Origin of the sequence: Burkholderia pyrrocinia (assembly GCF_001028665.1) — a bacterium.
GTDB lineage: Bacteria > Pseudomonadota > Gammaproteobacteria > Burkholderiales > Burkholderiaceae > Burkholderia > Burkholderia pyrrocinia.
In genome coordinates this window covers 977,648-997,337 of record NZ_CP011504.1, presented here as the reverse complement: position 1 = coordinate 997,337, position 19,690 = coordinate 977,648, and the positions used below count along the sequence as shown (strand labels likewise).

Sequence of the window (19,690 nt, the reverse complement as noted above, 5' to 3'; positions counted from 1 at the left end):
TCTTGATGAATCGATAACCTGGAGTAATCAAAGATGGGCTCGATCGACCGACGAGACTCGACCCCGCAGTTGCTGAACCGGCTGCGCATGCGGCAGATCGCGCTGTTGCTTGCGGTGGACGAATGCTCGACGCTGCGCGCGGCGGCCGAGCAGATGGGCCTCACGCAGCCGGCCGCGACGAAGATGCTGGCCGAACTGGAGAGCGCGCTCGGCCAGCGGCTGTTCGATCGCATCGGGCGCGGGCTCGTGCTGAATCCGGCCGGCGAGCGCGTGCTCGGCTATTTCCGCGGGATCCGCGGCAGCATGGAGGCGCTGAATCGCGAGCTTGGCGAACTGCAGCTCGGCAGCGCGGGGCGGCTGGCGATCGGCAGCATCATGGCGGCGTCGCCGGGGCGGCTCACCGAGGCGCTGGTGCAGCTGAAGGCGCGCTATCCGCTGCTTGCGATCGATATTGCGGTGGACACGAGCGACCGGCTGATGCCGCAGCTTCGCGAAGGCGTGCTCGAAGTGGTGATCGGGCGCAACGCGGGGACCGATTGCGACTTCCGCGTGGTCGACGACGAGGCGCTCGCGATCATCGCGGGCCGCGACCATCCGCTCGCGGGCGCCGGGCCGGTCGGGTTCGATGCGCTGCTCGATTACACGTGGATCCTGCAGCCGGCCGGCAGCCCGGCGCGCGAGGTCGTCGAGCGCGAGTTCCAGGCGCGTCACCAGCCGATGCCGCGCGGGATGGTCGAAACGGGCTCGATCCTGACCACGATGAACCTCGTCGACCGTTCGACGATGCTCGGCGTGATTCCGCTGACGGTCGCGCAGCGCAACGCGGAGCACGGGCTCGTCGCGATCATCGACTACGCGCTCGATCAGAGGCTGCCGTCGTACGGCAGCATCGTGCGGCGCGACCGGCCGCTGAGCATCCCCGCACAGCAGTTTCTCGCGCTGTTTCACCGGGAGGGTGCAGCGGAGGATGACGACGCTTGACGGAGCGGTTCGCCGGCCGCGCCGATCACGCATCGCGGAACGTGGCGATGCGTGATGGCGGCACGGGGGAAGCCGTGGCGAGCCGCTTCAGCGCGCCGACGGCGCGGCGGGTGCCTCGGCGAGGGTCGGCGTCGATGCCGACAGCGTGCGGTCCGGGCGAATCCGCAGCGCGGCGACGATGCCGATCAGCAGCATCGCGACCGAACCGACGAACGGCAGCGTCCAGCTGCCGGTGCGGTCGACGAGATAGCCGAACAGGATCGGCGACAGGATTCCCGCGATCGCGGAACCGGCGTTCATCATCCCGCTCGCGATGCCGGCGTGGGTCGGCGCGATGTCGCTCGGCACCGCCCAGATCGGCCCGATCGTCAGTTCGAGGCACAGGAACGACCCCGACAGGCACAGCGCGACGCCGGCCGTCGAGTGCACGAACGCGAGCGGCAGCAGGCAGGCGAGCGCGCCGGCGAAGCTCGCGACGATCACGCTCTGGCGCGACAGCGCGAGGTTGCCGGTCTTCCGGTAGATCCGGTCGCAGAGCCAGCCGCCGAGCGTGTCGCCGACCACGCCCGCGAAGAACACGCCGGACGCGAACAGCGCGGTCGATTTCAGGTTCAGGCCCTGGCCGTTCAGGAAGAACGTCGGCAGCCACGTGAAGAACAGCCACGCGGTCCAGCCGTAGCAGAAGTAGACGAAGATCGTCGGCGCCATCCGGCGGAACAGCGGCCCCCACGGCGTCGGGCCGGACGGCGGCGCGGGGCGGGCGGCGCCGCGTGCGTGGCTGTCGTCGTCGCCGAGCGGATGCTCGCGGAAGCCGATGATCCACCATACGAGCCACACCAGCGTCACCGCGCCGATCACGAAGAACGCGGCGCGCCACGACAGCCACGTCATCAGAGCGGCGACGATCGGCGGCGTGACCGCGTTGCCGAGCCGCGAGAACGAATGCGTGAAGCCTTGCACGACGCCGCGCCGTTCGCGCGGGAACCAGTGCGTGATCGCGCGGGCCTGGGCGGGCAGCGTCGCGCCTTCGCCGATGCCGAGCAGCAGGCGCGCGGCGAACAGCAGCGTGAGACTGTGCACGAGCCCCGTCGTGAAGGTCGACACGACCCAGATCAACCCGCAGCCGATCAGCGTGATGCGGGCGCCGAACCGGTCGGCGATCCAGCCGCCGCCGATCTGGCAGATTGCATACGAATACGCGAACGCGGAGAATGCGACGCCGAGCTCGGTGTTCGACAGGCCGAGCTCGGCCTTGATCGCGCCGGCCGCCGTCGCGAGGTTGACGCGGTCGACGTAGAGGATGAACGAAAGCGCGCACAGCAGCCACAGCGTGTGGCGCCGTTGACGATGGTCGTTGGGCATGTGTCTCACTCCATTCGCGTGCGCGGCGTTGCAATGACGCCGCGTTCACTGGCGGGGCCAGCATCGCGCGGCGGCGGAGACACTGTCTAATGAATCTTTGGGATCAATCGATAACCTGAGGTATTCATTCGTATTTCGGTCGGGCGCGGGTAACGCAGCGCCGGTGGCGCAACGGAACTCCACAGGTGAGACATTGACGGACATCGAACAACTTTCGCTCCACCGGGAAAGCCGCTTCTGGCAGCTGTCGCTGGTGAAATGGTGGATCCAGGGGCACGGTCGCGGCGGTTATTCGTTCCGTCTGCTGCTGGTCCCGCTCGTCATCGTGTTCGTGCTCGAATTCGTCTGCGTGATGTTCGATGCGCTGTACAGCGGCATCGTCGTCAGCGCGGTCGCGACGCTGTTCCTCGGCATCGCCGGATACCACGGCGCGCAGCGCGAATGGCTCGTGACGTCCGCGGCCGCGCGCGCACTCGTGAAGGCACGCATGAAGAAGGCGGCCGAGCGGTTCTCGTCGCTCGGCGTGGGCGCGACCGTGCTTGCGATCTTCGTCGCCGCGACGTCGCTGTCGCTCGTGATGTCGGGCCAGCCGATGCTCGACAGCGTGTCGAAGGACGCGGTGTCGATCTTCATCGCGCTGGTGTTCCTGCCGGTGTACGTGTCCGGCGCGGTGCGCAAGCTGGCGATCGCTCGGATCGAGGAGCTGGAGGCGCTGCGCAACGCGACTGTCGGCACGAAGCTGAAATTCGACCGGGCCGGCGCCGTGCGCGCGGTGGTGGTGCAGGGCGCAGCCGGGAAAGGGACGGTGTCCGTGACGGAGTACACGGTGCTCGGGTTCAGCCCGCCGCTCGAACAGGTCGGGCGCGAGCCGCGCGCGTGATCGCGGGAACGCGGCGCCAGCGCAGGCCCGTTATCGGCCGGAACAGCCCCTAAGCCGGAAACCGCTCGCTCTCGGGCGCCGGCACGAGGTTGTCGGGCCACTGCACCTCGAACCGCGTGCCGCCGGCGCCCGTCGGCACGCAGATCGCCTCGCCGTGGTGCGCATGCGCAATCGCCGCGACGACCGCGAGCCCGAGGCCGGTGCCGCCGGGCTGCGACTCGTCGACGCGCCTGAATGCCTTGAACACGTGCGGCGCGAAATCGGCCGGGATGCCGGGGCCGTCGTCTTCGACACGCAGCCGGCACATCCCGTGTTCGATGCGCGTCTGGATCCGGATCGCACCGGGCACCGCATGGCGGCGCGCATTCTCCAGCAGCGCCAGCAGCGCCTGGCGGAGGCGGACCGGGTCGCAGCACATGCGGCGCGGTTCGAGATCGAGCACCGGATGCTGGCCGGCGGCCTGCAGCGCGTGAGCGAACACGTCGACCACGGCGCGCACGTCGGCGGCGAGATCGGTGTCGCGGATCTCGATGCTCAGGTGGCCGCTATCGGCGAGGCTGACCACGCGCAGATCCTCGATCAGCCGCGTCAACCCTTCGACCTGCGCGAGCAGGCTGCGATACAGCGCTTCGCTGGGCGTGAACACGCCTTCGGCGAGCCCTTGCAGCCGCCCGCGCAGCACGGTGACGGGCGTGCGCAGTTCGTGTGCGATCGCGGCATTCCAGAATGTCTGCTCGTCGGTCACGCGCTGCAGTTCGCTCGCGAGCGCGTTGAAATTGTCGGCGAGCCGCGCGGCTTCGTGCAGCGAGCGGTCGCCGGCGACGGCGCGCGCGCCGAGATCGCCGCGCGCGACGCGGCGGATGCCGTCCGTCACCGAATTCAGCGGCACGAGGATGCGCCGCGACAGGTTGACCGCAACGATGATCGAGATCACGAGACCGACCAGCGCGGTCGAAGTGATCCACACCCACTCCGGCCCGGTCGGGAACCAGCCCGTCTGCTTGAAATCGTCCGGCCAGTAGGTGTACAGCACGTAGTAGAACGCGTAGGCCGTCACGACGACCAGCAGCGTGACGCCGAACGCGATCGCGCCCATCGTCAGCGCGATCTGGCGGCTCAGTCCGTCGAGCTTCAATCTCCGCTCCACAGCTTGTAGCCGACGCCGCGCACGCTCGCCGGCACGCCCGCGACACCGAGATCGTCGAGTTTCTTGCGCAGCTTGCTGACGTGGCTGTCGACGGTGCGCTCCAGCGCATCGCCTTCCGGCAGGCAGGTGGCCATCAGCTCGGCGCGGCTGAACACGCGGCGTGGCGCGCGCGCGAGCTGCGCAAGCAGCTTGAATTCGGTGAGCGTCAGCACGAGCGTGTGCCGTGTGCTGCCGACCTCGACCGTCGCTTCGTGGCGTTCGAGATCGATCTCGAACGGCGCGGCGCGCAGCACGCGCTGTTCTTCGTGGCGCGAGCTGGCCATCGACCGGCGCAGCACGGCCTGCGCGCGCGCGACGACTTCGGCGGGATTGAACGGCTTGACCACGTAGTCGTCGGCGCCGATGCGCAGCCCGGTCAGCTTGTCGATGTCCTGGTCGAGCGCGGTCAGCATGATGACGGGCGTGTCGCCGCGATGGCGGATCTCGGCGAGCACCTTCCAGCCGTCGACGTGCGGCATCTGCACGTCGAGCAGCACGAGGTCGGGCTTGAGCGACAGGTGGAGTTCGAGCGCGCGACGGCCGTCGGCGGCGTGCACGGTGCGCAGGCCGCTGCGCGCGAAATAGGCGATCAGGATCTCGGCGATCTCGGGTTCGTCCTCGGCGATGAGGACGAGCGCCTGGGCGCCCTGGCCGGCGCCGGAAGACGAAGAAATATCGGGCATGGCCACTCGTTCAGATCCATCGGGGTTCCATCGAGCCGCCATACTACCGCACGGCCGGTTCCATCGAACGCAGACATCGGGCGCCACCGATCCGCATCGTGCGCGCCGTCTTTCACAGACCTTTCAGAATTGGCACGATTCGCATCGCGACAGGGGAATACCCTGTCTTTTTTTTTCAATCTTGTTTTATGTATCATGACCTAACTTTTGCAACATTTACTAATTACAAGGGCCGGCAAATCCTTATCGATACAAGGAAATACGGCACGCGTACAGGCAGGAATGCGAACTGGATCGCACACCGGAATCGAGGTGGGCGGGCCGGCGGCAGGTGAAGCGGAACGAGGTCGCATCCAGTCGTCAGATCCCGCGCGAGCGATGGCCGCGTGCCGCCGAGGCGGCCGCCGCTCGCGCCATTTGCAGGCGGTAACCAACACATCATGTCCAGGAAGTCATCCACCAGCGGGTCGGCCGACATGCAGCGCAGGCAGTGGCTCAAGGTCGCGGGCGCGTCCGTCGCGGCGGGCGGGCTTGCGCTCGGCACGGTGCGGGCGAAGGCCGATGCGGTGCCTGCCGCCGGCAACGACGGCGACGTGCTCGATGTCGCGATCGTCGGCGCCGGGCTTGCCGGCCTGACGGCCGCGCGCGATCTGCGCTACGCGGGCTGCGAATCCTTCGTCGTGCTCGAGGCGCGCGATCGCGTGGGCGGCCGCACGCTCAACTACGACGTGGGCGGAGGCTATGTGACGGAAGTCGGCGGCCAGTGGATCGGCCCGGGCCAGACGGCTGTTGCGGATCTCGCCCGCGAGCTGGAAGTCGGCACGTTCCCGAGTTATTACGCAGGCAAGACGGTCATTCTCGGCGGCGACGGGCGCGCCGAGATCGACCTGCAGGGCACATTCGGCACCGACGAGGCCGTCGCGGCGAAGCTCAGCCGGCTGTCGCGCGACGTGCCGTCGGCCACGCCGTGGACGTCGCCGAAGGCCGGCGAACTCGACCGGCTGTCGGTCGGCGACTGGCTCGCGCAGCAGGGCATCAAACCCGAAGACCGGATGGGCTGGAACGCGTCGATCTCGCTGTCGGGCGGCGTCGCGCCGGCGAAGATGGGGCTGCTGCATTTCCTGTCGATGATCAATTCCGCCGATTGCGATTACGCGCAGCTCGACTCGATCAAGCACAGCGCGCAGGAAACCCGTTTCGTCGGCGGCTCGCAGATCCTCAGCACCCGGATGGCGCAGCAACTGGGCGACAAGGTGCGCCTGTCGTCGCCGGTGCGCCGGATCGTCGGCTGGGATCGCGACGTCGTCACGTTGCAGACCGATCGCGGCACGGTGCGCGCGAAACAGGTCGTGATGGCGCTCCACCCGGCGCTGTGCCACCAGGTGCAGTTCGACCCGCCGCTGCCCGAAAAGCGCAACGCGCTGCAGCGCGCGTGGCCGGCCCATTCGCCGGCGCGCAAGACGGCGATGGTCTACCGCCGCCCGTTCTGGCGCGACAAGGGATTGAACGGCCACCTCTTCCAGACCGACGGGCCGATCTTCTGGGCTTACGACAATTCGCCGCCGGGCGGCGAGATCGGTGTGATCAACGCGTTCGTCCGGAATGCGCTGGTGCCGTCGGACCCGCAGGCCGCAAAGCAGATGCACATGGATCTGTACGCGCAGGCTTGGGGCGACGACGCGCGTGCGCCGGTGTCGTACCACGATCGCGACTGGGGGCTCGCCGACCCGTGGACGCTCACGTGCGTATCGGCAATCCCGCCCGGCTTCTGGAGCGCGCACGGCGAAGCGTTGCGTGCGCCGTGCGGCAACCTGATCTGGTCGGGCACCGAGACCGCGAATATCTGGGCCGGCTACATGGACGGCGCCGTTCGCTCCGGTCACCAAAGCGCGCTTCAGGCGCTCAATGCACTGCGTCGCGCATAGGAGAGCGGAGATGAAGAAACGCATGCTGCTGCTCGCGGCGCTCGTGGTGGCTGGCGCGCTGCTGGCCCTCTACGGCCCGACGCTGCTCGGCTTCTATCGCCTGCAGCGCCATATCGATACGACGGCGCAAGCCGACGACGCCGACGGCGGCCCGTGGCCGCGCGTGACCGACGCGTGCATGGGCTGCCACGGCGTGAAGGGCACGTCGCTCAGCCAGGCGTATCCGAGCCTCGCCGGCCAGCCGGCCCAATACGTCGCCGCGCAGTTGCGCGCGTTCGCGAGCGGGCAACGGGCGAACCCGACGATGGGCCCGCTCGCGATGACCATGAGCGAAGCGGAGATCGCGCATCTGGCCGGTTACTACGCGAAACAGGCGCCGGCGGACAACCGCTATTTCAAACCGGATGCGCGACTGCGCGCGAAGGGCGAGCAGCTGGTGGCGGGCGGCGCGTGTGCTGCCTGTCACGGCGCGCGGCTGACCGGGCAGGCGCAGTTTCCGCGCCTGGCCGGGCAGGGCTACGACTACCTGCTCGCGCAGCTCGACGCGTTCGCGAACGGCTCGCGCAGCGAGGCCACGGGCACGATGCAGCGCGTCGCGCGGGCAATGTCGGCGGACGATCGCGCGGCGGTCGCGACCTATCTCGCGAGCGTCGGCCCCGGCAAACAGTGAATCATCGAAAGCAATCGACCTCCGGAGTTCTCACCATGGATCACAGATCACTTGCTCTTTGTCTTGCCAGCGCGACGCTTGCGATGACGACTGGCATCTACGGCTTCAAGTTCGTCCGCAAGCGCAACTTCCTGCTCGGCTTCGAATGGTGGATCGTCACGATCTCCGCGACCAACGCGCTGATCTTTTTCGCGACGGAATCCCCGGTGTCGTACGGCATTTCGCACTTTCTCGATGCATTCTCGCGGGGGTTCGGGATGCCGGTCATCGCCGTCGCGGGCCTGATGACCGTCACGCACGGCTACCGGCCGTCGGTGTGGCAGGACGTGCTGCTGTTCGTGCTCGCGACCGCCGGAACGATCGCGCTGGTAACGGCCGATTTCCTGAAAGGCCCGCTGCCGTATTTCTACGTGACGATGTGGACGTTGCTCGCGATCTATCTCGCCGGCTTCGTGATGCGGCTGCTGCGCGCCGGGCACGCGTTCCATGCGCTGACGACGCTCGTCGCGCTCGCCGCGTCGCTGGCGATCGCGTGCATCTACGACTTCTACAAGATACCGGGCGACGAGACCAATGTCGTGTTCAATTTTTACGTGCTCGCGCTGCTCACATGGTCGTACTTCACGGTCGTGATCTATTACGCGTATTGCGCGCTGGAGCGGGAACAGGGGCGAAGCCGTGACGGCGCGGGCGTGTTGTCGTATCCGAAATGAGTAGCTGTACTGAAAAACAGGTCGGGATTCACGAATCGGAATCGGCTGGCCGAGGCGGTGGCGGAGCGTGCTGACGGAAGCGACCCGCCTGACTCGGGCGCAGTGGCGCCGCGCGCGATCTTCGCGGAGAAGAGGCCTGCGGCCGCGTGCGCGGATGACGTTGCGACCAAGTGCCGGCCGCGCTTCGTCGCAAGCTTGTATGAAGGCCGAAAGCCGATTGTCATGACGAGCCGGCGGCCCGTCGCGATGCGCGTTCGATCATGCAGACAAAACAGGGAATACCCCGCCTATTTCTTTATTTTATTTTTGTCATGATGACCTAACATTGTCACCATGTTCTACTGAAGAGGTCGGCAGTCGAGGTTGATCGCCGGCTATCGTTGGACGAATCAGGAGATCTACGATGGATGCATCCAAACGCAGGGCTTTCTTCGAGGATGGTGCGGTGCTCGTCGAAGGCGTGCTCGACGACGAACAATTGGCGCAATGCCGTGCGGTGTTCGACTGGGGGATGGAGAACCCGGGCCCGATGGCGACGACGCTGCTCGACGGCACCGAGTACAAGTCGCACAACGACAACGCGAACCCGTATGCGAAGGCCCGGCTCGACGAACTCGTCGGCACGCTGCCGTTCGGGCAGTTGTTCGCCGACCTGTGGGGCTCTAAGCACGTGTGGTACTTCGCGGAGGAGCTGTTCATGAAGGGCGGCGGCAAGAGCGCGCGCTCGCCGTGGCACCAGGACACGTCGTACCTGCCTTGGCAAGGGATGCACTTCGGCAACGCATGGATCAGCTTCGAGGCCGTGCCGAAGCGCAATGCGCTGGAGATCGTGCGCGGTTCGCATCACGGCGTGCGCCACGACGGCACCACGTTCCAGAACGCCGACGACCCGACCGACCCGCTCCATGGCGGCGACGTGTGGCCGCGCCTGCCGAACATCGAAGCCGAACGCCGCGCGGCGCCGGGCGCATACGACATCGTCTCGTGGGAAACGAAGCCGGGCGACGTGCTGCTGCTCCATCCGGGCGTGCTGCACGGCGGCGGCGCGGTCGATGCGGATTTGCCCGATCGCCACACGCTGGTGCTGCGCTTCTTCGGCGACGACGCGGTGTTCAGCCCGCTGCCCGATGAAAGCCGCTCGGGCTTCACGCCCGCCGGCGTGCTGTTCGTCGAGGAACTCGCCGCGTTGAAGGCAGGCGATCCGTTCCGCGCACCGTGTTTCCGTCAACTCGTCTGAGCCAGGAGATTTCCATCATGGCAGCTACCCCCAAGCGGCAATCGATCGTTCCGCCCGCATTCCAGCCGTGGTACGACGCGTACCACTTCTCGCCGGCGACGCGTGTCGGCGACACGATCTGGGTCTCGGGCCAGGTCGGCCTCGACGCGCAGATGCAGCCGGCGGACGGCGTGCAGGCGCAGGCGCGGATCGCGTTCGAGTGCCTGAAGATGATCCTCGAGGAGGCAGGCGCGAGCCTCGCCGACGTCGTCGAACTGACGACGTTCCACACGGATCTGCAGCGCGAGACCGAGGGTTTCGCCGCAGTGAAGGACGAGTATTTCCCGAACCGCTATCCGTCCTGGACCGCGGTCGGCGTGACGCAGCTGGCGCTGCCGGGCCTGTGCGTGGAGGTCCGCGCGGTAGCGGTGGCCGGTTCCGGCAAGGACTGACGGGCGGCAGCGACGAATTTCAGGACGGGTTCGCGTTCCAGATGAATCGCAGTCCTGACGGAAAGGCACGAGCGAATCGAAGAAGGCAATGCAAGCGGCAGGCGGCCGGCCGGAACCCCGGCCGGCCGCGATCAAGGAGCGACGCAATCGTCGGTCGACGAAAGCGGTCGGAGTGAACGCGTTTCGCCCACGGCGGGCGAACGAAGGCGGAGTGGGAAGGAGAACCGTGATGAAGAAGCATAGTTTCTGGGCCGTGTCCGCGATCGCGGCCGCTGCATGTCTCGCGATCGGCACGGCCGTCGCGGCGGACGACCTGACACCGGCCGGCGCCGATCGAGCGGCGAGCAAGGACGGCGTGGTGCCGGCCTATGCCGGCAAGCAGTCGCCCGATGCGGGCTGGGAGTGGGGCAAGGTGCGCGCCGATTTCTGGAAGCACCGCAACGAGAAACCGCTCTACTCGATCGATGCCGCAAACGTCGACAAGTACGCGGACAAGCTGTCGCCCGGGCAGGTCGCGCTGATCAAGCAGAAGAAGGGCTACCGGATGGACGTCTACCCGTCCCATCGCGAATGTCAACTGCCGGACGCCGCCGAGCAGAACTCGAAGGCGAACCTCACGGCCGCGAAGCTGGATTCGACCGGCGAGAACCTCGCATCGGCCGCGTTGCCGGGCGTGCCGTTCCCGCAGCCGAAGAGCGGCGTGGAAGCGATCCTGAACTACGAGATGCGCTATCGCGGCGAAGGCGTCGAATGGGCGCAGGTTGCCACGGCCATTTCGCCGCGTCCGGGCGGCAGCGACTGGATCGACGCGGTCGGCCCGCAGACGTTCTACTTTCCGTCCGCCAAGCTCGGCAAGCGCTCGCCGCAGGATGTCGACCAGTTGAGCGCGGCCGTCTACTTCCAGATGAATTCGCCCGCCGCGCTCGCCGGTCAGGCCTTCGTCCAGCGGCAGTACTTCAACAAGGACTCGGAAACCTACTACTACTTCCCGGGCCAGCGGCGCGTGCGACGCATGCCGGCCTATACGCACGACGCACCGTTGATCGGGTTCGAGAACCAGTACCTGATCGACGAGGCGAACATGTTCAACGGCTCGCTCGACCGGTTCAACTGGAAGCTGGTCGGCAAGAAGGAAATGATCGTCCCGTACAACGCGTTCGGCATGTACCGGTTCAAGAGCAAGCTGCATGACGTCGCGACCCCCGACGGCCTCGCCGCTGCGAACCGCCGTTACGAGACGCATCGCGTGTGGGCGGTCGAAGCGACGCTGAAGCCGAGCGCGCGGCACGTCGCGTCGAAGAAGGTGTTCTATCTCGACGAAGACAGCTGGCTCGCGCTCGTCGGCGAGGACTACGACGCGCAGGGCAAGCTGTGGAAGGTGCGGGAAAGCTACCCGATTCCCGTGTGGGAGCTCGGCGGCACCTGCGACAACGAACCGCTCGCGCAGTACGACATGATCAACGGCCGATACGTGTTCGACGCGTCGTCGATCGGTCAGGGCAAGGACATTCGCTGGCTCGAGCAGCCGGACGACCCGCGCTTCAAGTCGGACTTCTACACGGCGGAATCGCTGCGCTCGGTCAGCGAACGGTGACGGTCACCGGCTGACGGATACAAGGACCGGCGCGCGCAACGATCGTGCGCCGGCATCGAACAGGGGCGGAGGTGGATCATGGAATCGGCAAGATTAGTAAGGAATGCTACGATCTCGATTGCAATGGCGGGGGCTGCGACGTCGAGCGCCTATGCGTACGATTTCACGATGGGAGGCGGGGCACTGCAGGGCTCGTGGGTGTCGAACCTGACGGCCGGCGCCGGTATTCGCACCAAAAACCCGAGTTGCTCGCTCACCGGCGACCCGAACGCCTTCGGCTGCGGCGCGGGCGCGAACACCAACCAGTGGGGCTACGCGGACAACGGTGACCTGAACTACCGCAAGGGCCAGCCGTTCAGCACCTACATCAGCGCGACCAGCGAGCTGCTGCTGAAGATGCCGAGCGAAGGGCTGAAGTTCATGGTGCGCGGCACGGGCATGTACGACTTCATGGCCAAGAACACGAACCGCACGCCGTTGTCGAGCACCGCGGCCGCGCAGGTGGTGTACAACGCGCAACTGCTCGACCTGTGGGCGCAGAAGGATTTCACGATCGGCGGGCGCAACGCGCACGTGCGGCTCGGCAACCAGGTGATCAACTGGGGCGAGAGCATGTTCGCGCAGAGCGGTATCAACGCGACCAACTCGATCGACGTGCAGAAGTTGCTGATTCCCGGTTCGCAGCTCAAGCAGGCGCTGCTGCCGGCGCCGATGGCGAGCCTCGCTGCCGACCTGTCGCACGGGTTCAGCACCGAGGCGTATTACCAGTTCCAGTGGAACGGCAATCGCTACCCGCCGGTCGGTTCGTACTGGTCGGTGACGAACGGCTTCGGCCGCGGTGCGGAGCCGTTCACGATCAACACGAACAACCTGAACGTGACCGGCCCGAGCGCGGGCACGATCGCCAACGCGATCGGCGGGCCGGGCGCCGCCGGCAACCAGGACACGCTCAACGCAATCAAGAACGGGCTCGTGAACGGCACGTACGCAGGGCCGCCGTTCAACGACATCGGCCTGCCGAGCACGACGAACCTGCCGGCGAAATACCGGCCGCAGTTCGGCGTGAAGTTCAACTACTCGCCGCGCTCGTTCGACGCGAACTTCGCGTTCTACTACCTGAACTACACGGACAAGTCGCCGGTGCTCGCGTCGCTCGCGAACGGGACCGTGCAATGGTCGTATCTCGGCCGGCGTCAACTGTTCGGCGTCAGCGCGAACTTCGGGCTCGGCCCGTGGGCGATCGGCACCGAGCTGTCGTACCGGCCGCGCGACGCGGTCGCGCTGTCGAGCTGCTACGGCGCAGGCGGCCCGCTCGACCTGAACACGAACGGCGTGGCGGGCATCAACTGCCAGCAATGGGCCGACAAGAAGAAATTCCAGTACGACATCAACGGGCTGCTTGCGCTGACGCGCAGCGAATACCCGTTCCTGAAGCTGCTCGGCGCCGATTCGGCCGCGCTGACCTGGGAGCTGACGTGGATCTACTACCCGGGCCTGAAATCCAGCGGCGTCACGCGCACGATCGACGGCCAGACCGTCACGCAGGTACCGCAGGCCGGCTACCTGCCGTGGCTGAACAACGGGTCGGCGGCCGGCTATCCGATCGGGATGGGCCAGGGCACCTCGAGCTCGGTGGGCGCGACGATCGACTTCAACTGGACCTACGACGGCTCGCTGATCCCCGGCTGGCAGGTCACGCCTGGCGTGACGTTCAGCACCGGCCTGTACGGCTACACGCCGACCTTCACCGCGAATTACATGCAGGGCGCGAAGTCGGTGAACGTCTACGTGCTGTTCAACCAGAACCCGCCGAACTGGCAGGCCGGCATCAACTTCACTTCGTTCTGGGGCGGCCACAACACGGTGGGCCAGCCTTACGCGGACCGCAATTTCGTCGGCTTGTTCGTCACGCGGAATTTCTGACGGCGGCGGGTGGCAAGCGGCAGGTGGCAGGTGGCGTACGCCACCGGAATACATGAAGGGGTAACGTCGTGCTCAATCGTCTGGTCAGTCGCCTGGAAAGGCTTTTCTTCGGTCACCGCGCGATCGTGCTCGCGGCGATCGCGTTGTTCACCGTCGCGATGGCCGTGTTCGCCGTGCAACTGCGCATGGACGCCGGCTTCGAAAAGCAGATGCCGATCGGGCACGAGTACATCCGCACGTTCCAGCAATACCGGAACGACCTGCTCGGCGCGAACCGGATCACGGTGGTCGTGCGCGCGAAGCACGGCTCGATCTGGTCGAAGCAGGGGCTGACGCGGCTGTACGACGTCACGCAGGCCGTCACGTACCTGCCGAACGTCGACCGGATCGGCGTGCGTTCGTTGTGGACGCCGAACGCGTTCGTCAACGAAGTGACCGACGAAGGGTTTCGCGCGGAGCCGATCATTCCGGGCACGGTCACGCCCGACCAGTTGACGTCCGACATCGTGGCGCGCGTGCGCCGCGCGACGACGCTCGGCGGCTACGTCGGCACGCTCGTGTCGCACGGCGAGGACAGCGCGATGATCACGGCCGAGCTGAACGAGCGTGACAGCGCCGGCAAGGTGCTCGACTACGTGGCGTTCAATCACCTGCTCGAAGACAAGATCCGCAAGCCGTTCGAGGATGCCGGCTACGAGATCCAGATCATCGGTTTCGCGAAGCAGATCGGCGATATCGCCGACGGCGCGACGGCCGTGCTCGGCTTCTGCGCGGTCGCGCTGCTGCTGACCACGCTCGCGGTGTACTGGTACTGCCATTCGGTGCGCTTCACGGTGCTGCTGGTCGCGTGCTCGCTCACGTCGCTCGTGTGGCAGTTCGGCACGTTGAAGCTGCTCGGCTTCGGCCTCGATCCGCTCGCGGTGCTCGTGCCGTTCCTCGTGTTCGCGATCGGCGTGTCGCATGGCGTGCAGCAGGTGAACTTCATCGTCCGCGAGATCGCGCACGGGCAGAGTTCGTTCGATGCGGCGCGCCACAGCTTCAGCGGCCTCTTGATCCCCGGCGTGCTCGCGCTGATCACCGCGTTCGTGTCGTTCATCACGCTGCTGCTGATCCCGATCCCGATGGTGCGCGAGCTGGCGATTACCGCGTCGCTCGGCGTCGCGTACAAGATCGTGACGAACCTGATCCTGCTGCCCGTCGCGGCATCGTGCTTCAACTTCACGAAAACCTATGCGGACAATTCGCTGAAGCGCGCGCAGCAGCGTGCGAAGCCGCTGCGCGTGCTCGCCCGCGTGGCGGAGCCGAAGTACGCGGGCATCACCGTCGCGCTGACGGTGGCGATCTTCGCGCTCGCCGCGTGGCAAAGCCGCGATCGCGTGATCGGCACGCTGCAGCCGGGCGCGCCGGAACTGCGTGCGGACGCGCGATTCAACCGCGACGCGACGTCGATTGCCGGCAACTACGACATGGGCCTCGACTGGCTCACCGTTGCGATCGAGTCGAACGGCAAGGCCTGCGACAACCCGGCGGTCGGCCTGTACGAGGACGACTTTTCGGCCGCGATGAAGACCGAGCCGGGCGTCGTGTCGGTGCAATCGTACTCGGCGATGCTGCGCGCGTACAACCAGGGCTACAACGAGGATTTCCCGAAGATGAACGTTGTGCCGATCGCTGCCGAGAACTACGGCGCGGTGTCGGTCGACGTGTCGCGCTTGAAGGGCTTCATGAGCCGCGACTGCGGGATGACGGCCGTACATCTGTTCCTGACCGATCACAAGGCGACGATGATCAACCGCATCCTCGACGACGTGAAGCAATACCGCGCGTCGCATCCGTTCCCGGGCATCACGGTGCGGCTGGCCGCGGGCAACGCGGGCGTGCTCGCCGCGACCAACGACGAAGTCGAGAAGAGCGAGCTGCCGATGATGCTCTACGTGTATGCGGCGATCCTGGTGCTCGTGTTCCTCGCCTACCGCGACTGGCGCGCGATGCTCGCGTGCTGCGTGCCGCTGTCGGTCGCGACCTTCATCGGCTACTGGTTCATGAAGGAGTTGCAGATCGGGCTGACGGTCGCGACGTTGCCGGTGATGGTGCTGGCGGTAGGCATCGGTGTCGATTACGCGTTCTACATCTACAACCGGCTGCAGGTGCATCTCGCGGGCGGGCAGGACATCGTGAAGGCCGTGCAGCACGCGATGCTCGAAGTGGGCGTGGCCACGATCTTCACCGCGATCACGCTGGCGATCGGCGTCGCGACGTGGAGCTTCTCGGCGCTCAAGTTCCAGGCCGACATGGGCAAGCTGCTCGCGTTCATGTTCATCGTGAACCTGGTGATGGCGATGACCGCGCTGCCCGCGCTCGCGTCGCTGCTCGAACGCTGGTTCCCGCGCCGCAAGCCGGCCCGCGCACCAGGCCTGTTCAGCCACTGAAGTAGACGCACATCCCGACGGAGATCCAGTCATGGTCAAGACCTTTGCTGTTTGCGGCGCACTTTGCCTCGTGGCGACAGGCTTCGCACGCTTCCATGAAACGGTTGCGCAACAACCCGCGCCGGCCCGCACGTTCGCGACCGACGCGCAACGCGTCAGTGTGCGCCACGTCGCGGTCGACGAACCGGCTATGGCCCCGTCGTCCAACGACGGCGACGCCGGACGGCAGGCGGCGGCCGCGCAGGGTGCCGACAAGCCCGCCGTCGTCGCGCTCGGCGTCGCGCATGCCGGCTGGTCGGTGCTGTTCAGCCACTGATGCCGGCGCATACCACTACGGAGGTTCTTCCATGATCAAGACGCTCGTTGCCTGTACCGCGCTCTGCGCCGCCGCGGCGGCCTTCGCGCAACCGCAGGACGGAACGGTTGCGGCCTGGGCCGCGAAACCCGCGCATGCCTGGGCCGCGCCGACGCACCGGATGCTGATGGATGCGACGCGCGCCGGATCGCGGATCGTCGCGGTCGGCGAGCACGGCATCGTGCTGCTGTCCGACGACGACGGCAAGACCTGGCGGCAGGCGCAACGCGTGCCGGTAGCGGCGACGCTGTCGGCCGTGTCGTTCGCGGATGCGAAGCACGGCTGGGCCGTCGGCCAGTGGGGCGGGATTCTCGCGACCGACGACGGCGGCGACACGTGGGTCACGCAGCGGCTCGATACGTCGGTCGACCAACCGCTGTTCTCGGTGCTGTTCACGAACGCGCGGGACGGCATTGCCGTCGGCCTGTGGTCGCTGATGCTGCAGACGCACGACGGCGGCAAGACGTGGGCGCGCACGACGCTGCCGAAGCCACCGGGCGGCGGCAAGGCCGACCGCAATCTCTATCACGTGTTCGCCGACGCCGCGCAGGCGCTTTACATCGTGTCCGAACAGGGGATGGTGCTCAAGTCGGCCGACGGCGGTGCGAACTGGACCTATCTGCCGACCGGCGGCAAGGGCACGTTGTGGTCGGGCGTCGCGATGCCGGACGGCCGGATCGTGGTCGGCGGGCTGCTCGGTAGCCTGTTCGAGAGCCGCGACGGCGGCGCGACGTGGGTGGCGCAGCACACCGGCACGCGTAGTTCGATCACCGATCTCGTCGCGACCGGCGGCGGGCTGACCGGCGTCGGGCTGGACGGCCTCGTGCTGACGCAGCGCGTGGCCGGCGGCCCGTTCGACGTCGCGCAGCGCACAGATCGCGCGACGCTCACCGCGGCGCTGATCGATGCGCGCGGCAAGCCGATCCTGTTTTCGCAGGACGGCGTGCTGGCTGCGCCGTGAGTTGAATCCACTAAAAAAGCCAGGAAGGATGGAGCACCCAAGATGAATCGCAAGCACAAGCCGGACCCGCGGGCCCGGCGTCAGGTACTGCGCGTCGCGGCCGCGGGCGCCGCGTCGCTCGCGGCCGGAGACATGTCGTTCGCGGCAAGCACGGCGCCGGCTTCGGCGGAGCGTGGCGTGTTCGATGTCGTCATCATCGGGGCCGGGCTCGCCGGGTTGACCGCCGCACGCGACCTGAAGCGCGCCGGTTGCGAATCGTTCGTCGTGCTCGAGGCGCGCGATCGCGTCGGCGGCCGGACCTTCAACCATGACCTCGGGCATGGCGTCGTGTCCGAAGCCGGTGGCCAGTGGATCGGCCCCGGGCAAACGGCGATCGCCGATCTCGCGCGCGAACTCGGCGTCGATACGTTCCCGACCTGGTATGCGGGCAAGACGGTCGTGCTGGCCGGCGACGCGCGCGTCGCACAGGATCTTCACGGCGGCTCGGGCGGCGACGACGCGATCGGCACTAAGCTCGGCGCGCTCGCGCGCGGCGTGCCGTCCCGCGAGCCCTGGACCGCACGGCATGCGGCGGAACTCGACAAGCTGACCTACGGCGACTGGCTGCTCAAGCAGGGCGTGACCTACGAGGACGGCTACTTCCTCGGCGTCGCGGCCAAGCTGTCGCTCGGCGGCGCACCGGCGCAGCTCGGGCTGCTGCACTACCTGTCGATGATCAACAGCGCCGACTGCGATTACGCGAAACTCGAATCGATCAAGGGCGGCGCGCAGGAAACGCGCTTCGTCGGCGGCTCGCAGGTATTGAGCATCAGGATGGCGAACGAACTCGGCGCGAAGGTGCAACTGTCCTGCCCGGTGCGCAAGATATCGGGATGGGATCGCGAGGTGGTCGACGTGCAGACCGATCGCGGCGTGATCCGCGCACGGCGCGTAGTCGTTGCGCTCAATCCGGCGCTGTGCAACCAGATCGTGTTCGATCCGCCGCTGCCGGACGGTCGCGCGCAGTTGCACCGGAACTGGCCGGCGAACGCGCCGATGCGCAAGACGGTGCATGTGTACGAGCGTCCGTTCTGGCGCGACGACGGCTACAACGGGCAGATCTTCGAGGTCGGCGGGCCGGTCTTCATGGCGTACGACAACTCGCCGCCGGACGGTTCGGTCGGCGTGCTGAGCGCGTTCGTCGCGCCGGGCGCGCTGCCGGCCGAATCGAAGGCCGCTGAACAGATGCTGTCGGCCATCTTCGCGCGGGCGTTCGGCGACAAGGCGCTGCATCCGACGCAGTTTCACGACTACGACTGGGGCCGCGTCGATCCGTGGACGCTGCAATGCATCCATCCGCTGCCGCCCGGCTTCTGGACGAAGTGGGGCAAGTTCCTGCGTCCCGAGGTCGGCCGGCTGATCTGGTCGGGCACCGAGACGGCCGACCTCTGGCCCGGCGCGATGGATGGCGCGGTGCGCTCCGGGCATCGCGCGGCGCTGCAGGCGCTCGGCAAACTGGCCGGCCGCGGCGGGGAGGCGTGAATGAAACGGACACTGACGATCGGCGCCGCGCTTGCGGTAGCCGGTGTGGTGGCGGCAGGCGTGCTGTTCGGGCCCGACCTCGTCGACGGCATGCGTTACCAGAAGGCGATGGCCGCGATCGGCGATATGGACAAGGCCAACAGCGGCGCGTGGCCGCAGCCGCAGGAGACGTGCTTCTTCTGCCACGGCGTGCGCGGCCAGTCGCAGAACGCGTGGTATCCGTCGCTGTCCGGGCAGCCGGCCACGTATATCGCCGCGCAACTACGCGCATTCGCTAGCGACCGGCGCGGCAACGCGTATATGGGGCCGCTCGCGCGCGAACTCGACGACGCGAAGATCGACGCGCTGGCGACCTATTTCGCACGGCAGGCGCCGGCGCGCAACGAAGCCGTGCCGGCCGACGCCGCGCTCGACAAGCGCGGGATGGCGCTGGTGGCGGCCAGAAGCTGCCAGGCGTGCCACGGCGCGGCGCTGACGGGCAAGGACCAGGCGCCGCGGCTCGCGGGCCAGGGGCAGCTTTACCTGGAAGCGCAGCTCGCGGCGTTCCGGTCGGGCCAGCGCCACGATCCGGGCGGTGCGATGAACGGCGTCGCCGCGACGCTGTCGGGCGACGACACGCGGGCAGTCGCGCACTACCTGGCCGGCCTGTCGCCGGGCGGTGCGGCCCGATGATGCGCGTCGCGCGACAGGACCGGGAATACCCTGCCTTTTTCTTTGCCGTTTACTTTGTCATAGTGACCTAAGATTGGTAATGTGTTCTACAAAAGAAACACCCCCCGGATGTGAAGCGGCAGTACCCGGCGTTCGGCCGAATCGATTTTGAACAACGTACGTTTCAG

At 67.1% G+C, this 19,690-nt stretch carries 17 protein-coding genes; 14 read left to right on the top strand and 3 right to left on the bottom strand.

What is annotated here, in order from left to right:
- Positions 1-33: 33 nt before the first annotated feature.
- Positions 34-981 carry a LysR family transcriptional regulator gene (locus ABD05_RS20720; protein WP_047901988.1) on the top strand — a complete coding sequence of 316 codons (948 nt, stop codon included), beginning with the start codon at positions 34-36 and terminating at the stop codon, positions 979-981.
- An 87-nt stretch (positions 982-1,068) separates the two neighbouring features.
- Here ABD05_RS20720 and ABD05_RS20715 read toward each other — a convergent pair whose 3' ends face one another.
- Complete coding sequence (locus ABD05_RS20715; protein WP_047901987.1) at positions 1,069-2,343, bottom strand: MFS transporter; 1,275 nt, start codon at positions 2,341-2,343, stop codon at positions 1,069-1,071.
- 193 nt (positions 2,344-2,536) lie between these two features.
- Between ABD05_RS20715 and ABD05_RS20710 the strand changes: the two genes are divergently transcribed.
- Positions 2,537-3,223, top strand: coding sequence for a hypothetical protein (locus ABD05_RS20710; RefSeq protein ID WP_047901986.1), 687 nt, complete (start codon positions 2,537-2,539; stop codon positions 3,221-3,223).
- 49 nt (positions 3,224-3,272) lie between these two features.
- On the opposite strand, the gene ABD05_RS20705 is transcribed toward ABD05_RS20710, so the two are convergent.
- A complete protein-coding gene (locus ABD05_RS20705) occupies positions 3,273-4,358 on the bottom strand; it encodes an ATP-binding protein (RefSeq protein WP_047901985.1) in 1,086 nt (361 codons plus the stop codon).
- The gene (locus ABD05_RS20700; RefSeq protein ID WP_047901984.1) at positions 4,355-5,092 is read right to left on the bottom strand and encodes a response regulator; all 738 of its coding nucleotides are present in this window, start codon (positions 5,090-5,092) and stop codon (positions 4,355-4,357) included. The genes ABD05_RS20705 and ABD05_RS20700 overlap by 4 nt, the downstream gene beginning before the upstream one ends.
- Before the next feature lie 440 nt (positions 5,093-5,532).
- On the opposite strand from ABD05_RS20700, the gene ABD05_RS20695 reads away from it, so the two are divergent.
- From ABD05_RS20695 to ABD05_RS20640, 12 genes are all read left to right on the top strand, one after another.
- Positions 5,533-7,017, top strand: coding sequence for a flavin monoamine oxidase family protein (locus tag ABD05_RS20695; protein WP_047901983.1), 1,485 nt, complete (start codon positions 5,533-5,535; stop codon positions 7,015-7,017).
- Positions 7,018-7,027: 10 nt separating this feature from the next.
- A complete protein-coding gene (locus ABD05_RS20690; protein ID WP_047901982.1) occupies positions 7,028-7,687 on the top strand; it encodes a c-type cytochrome in 660 nt (219 codons plus the stop codon).
- Between the two features lie 35 nt (positions 7,688-7,722).
- Complete coding sequence (locus tag ABD05_RS20685) at positions 7,723-8,400, top strand: hypothetical protein (protein WP_047901981.1); 678 nt, start codon at positions 7,723-7,725, stop codon at positions 8,398-8,400.
- A gap of 403 nt (positions 8,401-8,803) precedes the next feature.
- Positions 8,804-9,637, top strand: a complete 834-nt coding sequence (locus tag ABD05_RS20680; RefSeq protein ID WP_047901980.1) for a phytanoyl-CoA dioxygenase family protein — start codon at positions 8,804-8,806, stop codon at positions 9,635-9,637.
- A gap of 17 nt (positions 9,638-9,654) precedes the next feature.
- The gene (locus ABD05_RS20675) at positions 9,655-10,068 is read left to right on the top strand and encodes a RidA family protein (protein WP_047901979.1); all 414 of its coding nucleotides are present in this window, start codon (positions 9,655-9,657) and stop codon (positions 10,066-10,068) included.
- A gap of 229 nt (positions 10,069-10,297) precedes the next feature.
- Complete coding sequence (locus ABD05_RS20670) at positions 10,298-11,662, top strand: DUF1329 domain-containing protein (RefSeq protein WP_047901978.1); 1,365 nt, start codon at positions 10,298-10,300, stop codon at positions 11,660-11,662.
- Positions 11,663-11,740: 78 nt separating this feature from the next.
- Positions 11,741-13,585 (top strand): DUF1302 domain-containing protein, encoded by a 1,845-nt coding sequence (locus tag ABD05_RS20665; RefSeq protein WP_047901977.1) that lies wholly within the window; start codon positions 11,741-11,743, stop codon positions 13,583-13,585.
- A 68-nt stretch (positions 13,586-13,653) separates the two neighbouring features.
- Entirely contained in the window at positions 13,654-16,014 is a 2,361-nt protein-coding gene (locus ABD05_RS20660; protein WP_047901976.1) for an efflux RND transporter permease subunit, read from the top strand.
- Between the two features lie 31 nt (positions 16,015-16,045).
- Positions 16,046-16,330, top strand: a complete 285-nt coding sequence (locus tag ABD05_RS20655) for a hypothetical protein (RefSeq protein WP_047901975.1) — start codon at positions 16,046-16,048, stop codon at positions 16,328-16,330.
- A 31-nt stretch (positions 16,331-16,361) separates the two neighbouring features.
- Entirely contained in the window at positions 16,362-17,330 is a 969-nt protein-coding gene (locus ABD05_RS20650; protein WP_047901974.1) for a WD40/YVTN/BNR-like repeat-containing protein, read from the top strand.
- Positions 17,331-17,372: 42 nt separating this feature from the next.
- A complete protein-coding gene (locus ABD05_RS20645) occupies positions 17,373-18,851 on the top strand; it encodes a flavin monoamine oxidase family protein (RefSeq protein ID WP_047901973.1) in 1,479 nt (492 codons plus the stop codon).
- Positions 18,852-19,523 (top strand): c-type cytochrome, encoded by a 672-nt coding sequence (locus ABD05_RS20640; protein ID WP_047901972.1) that lies wholly within the window; start codon positions 18,852-18,854, stop codon positions 19,521-19,523.
- Positions 19,524-19,690 lie beyond the last annotated feature (167 nt).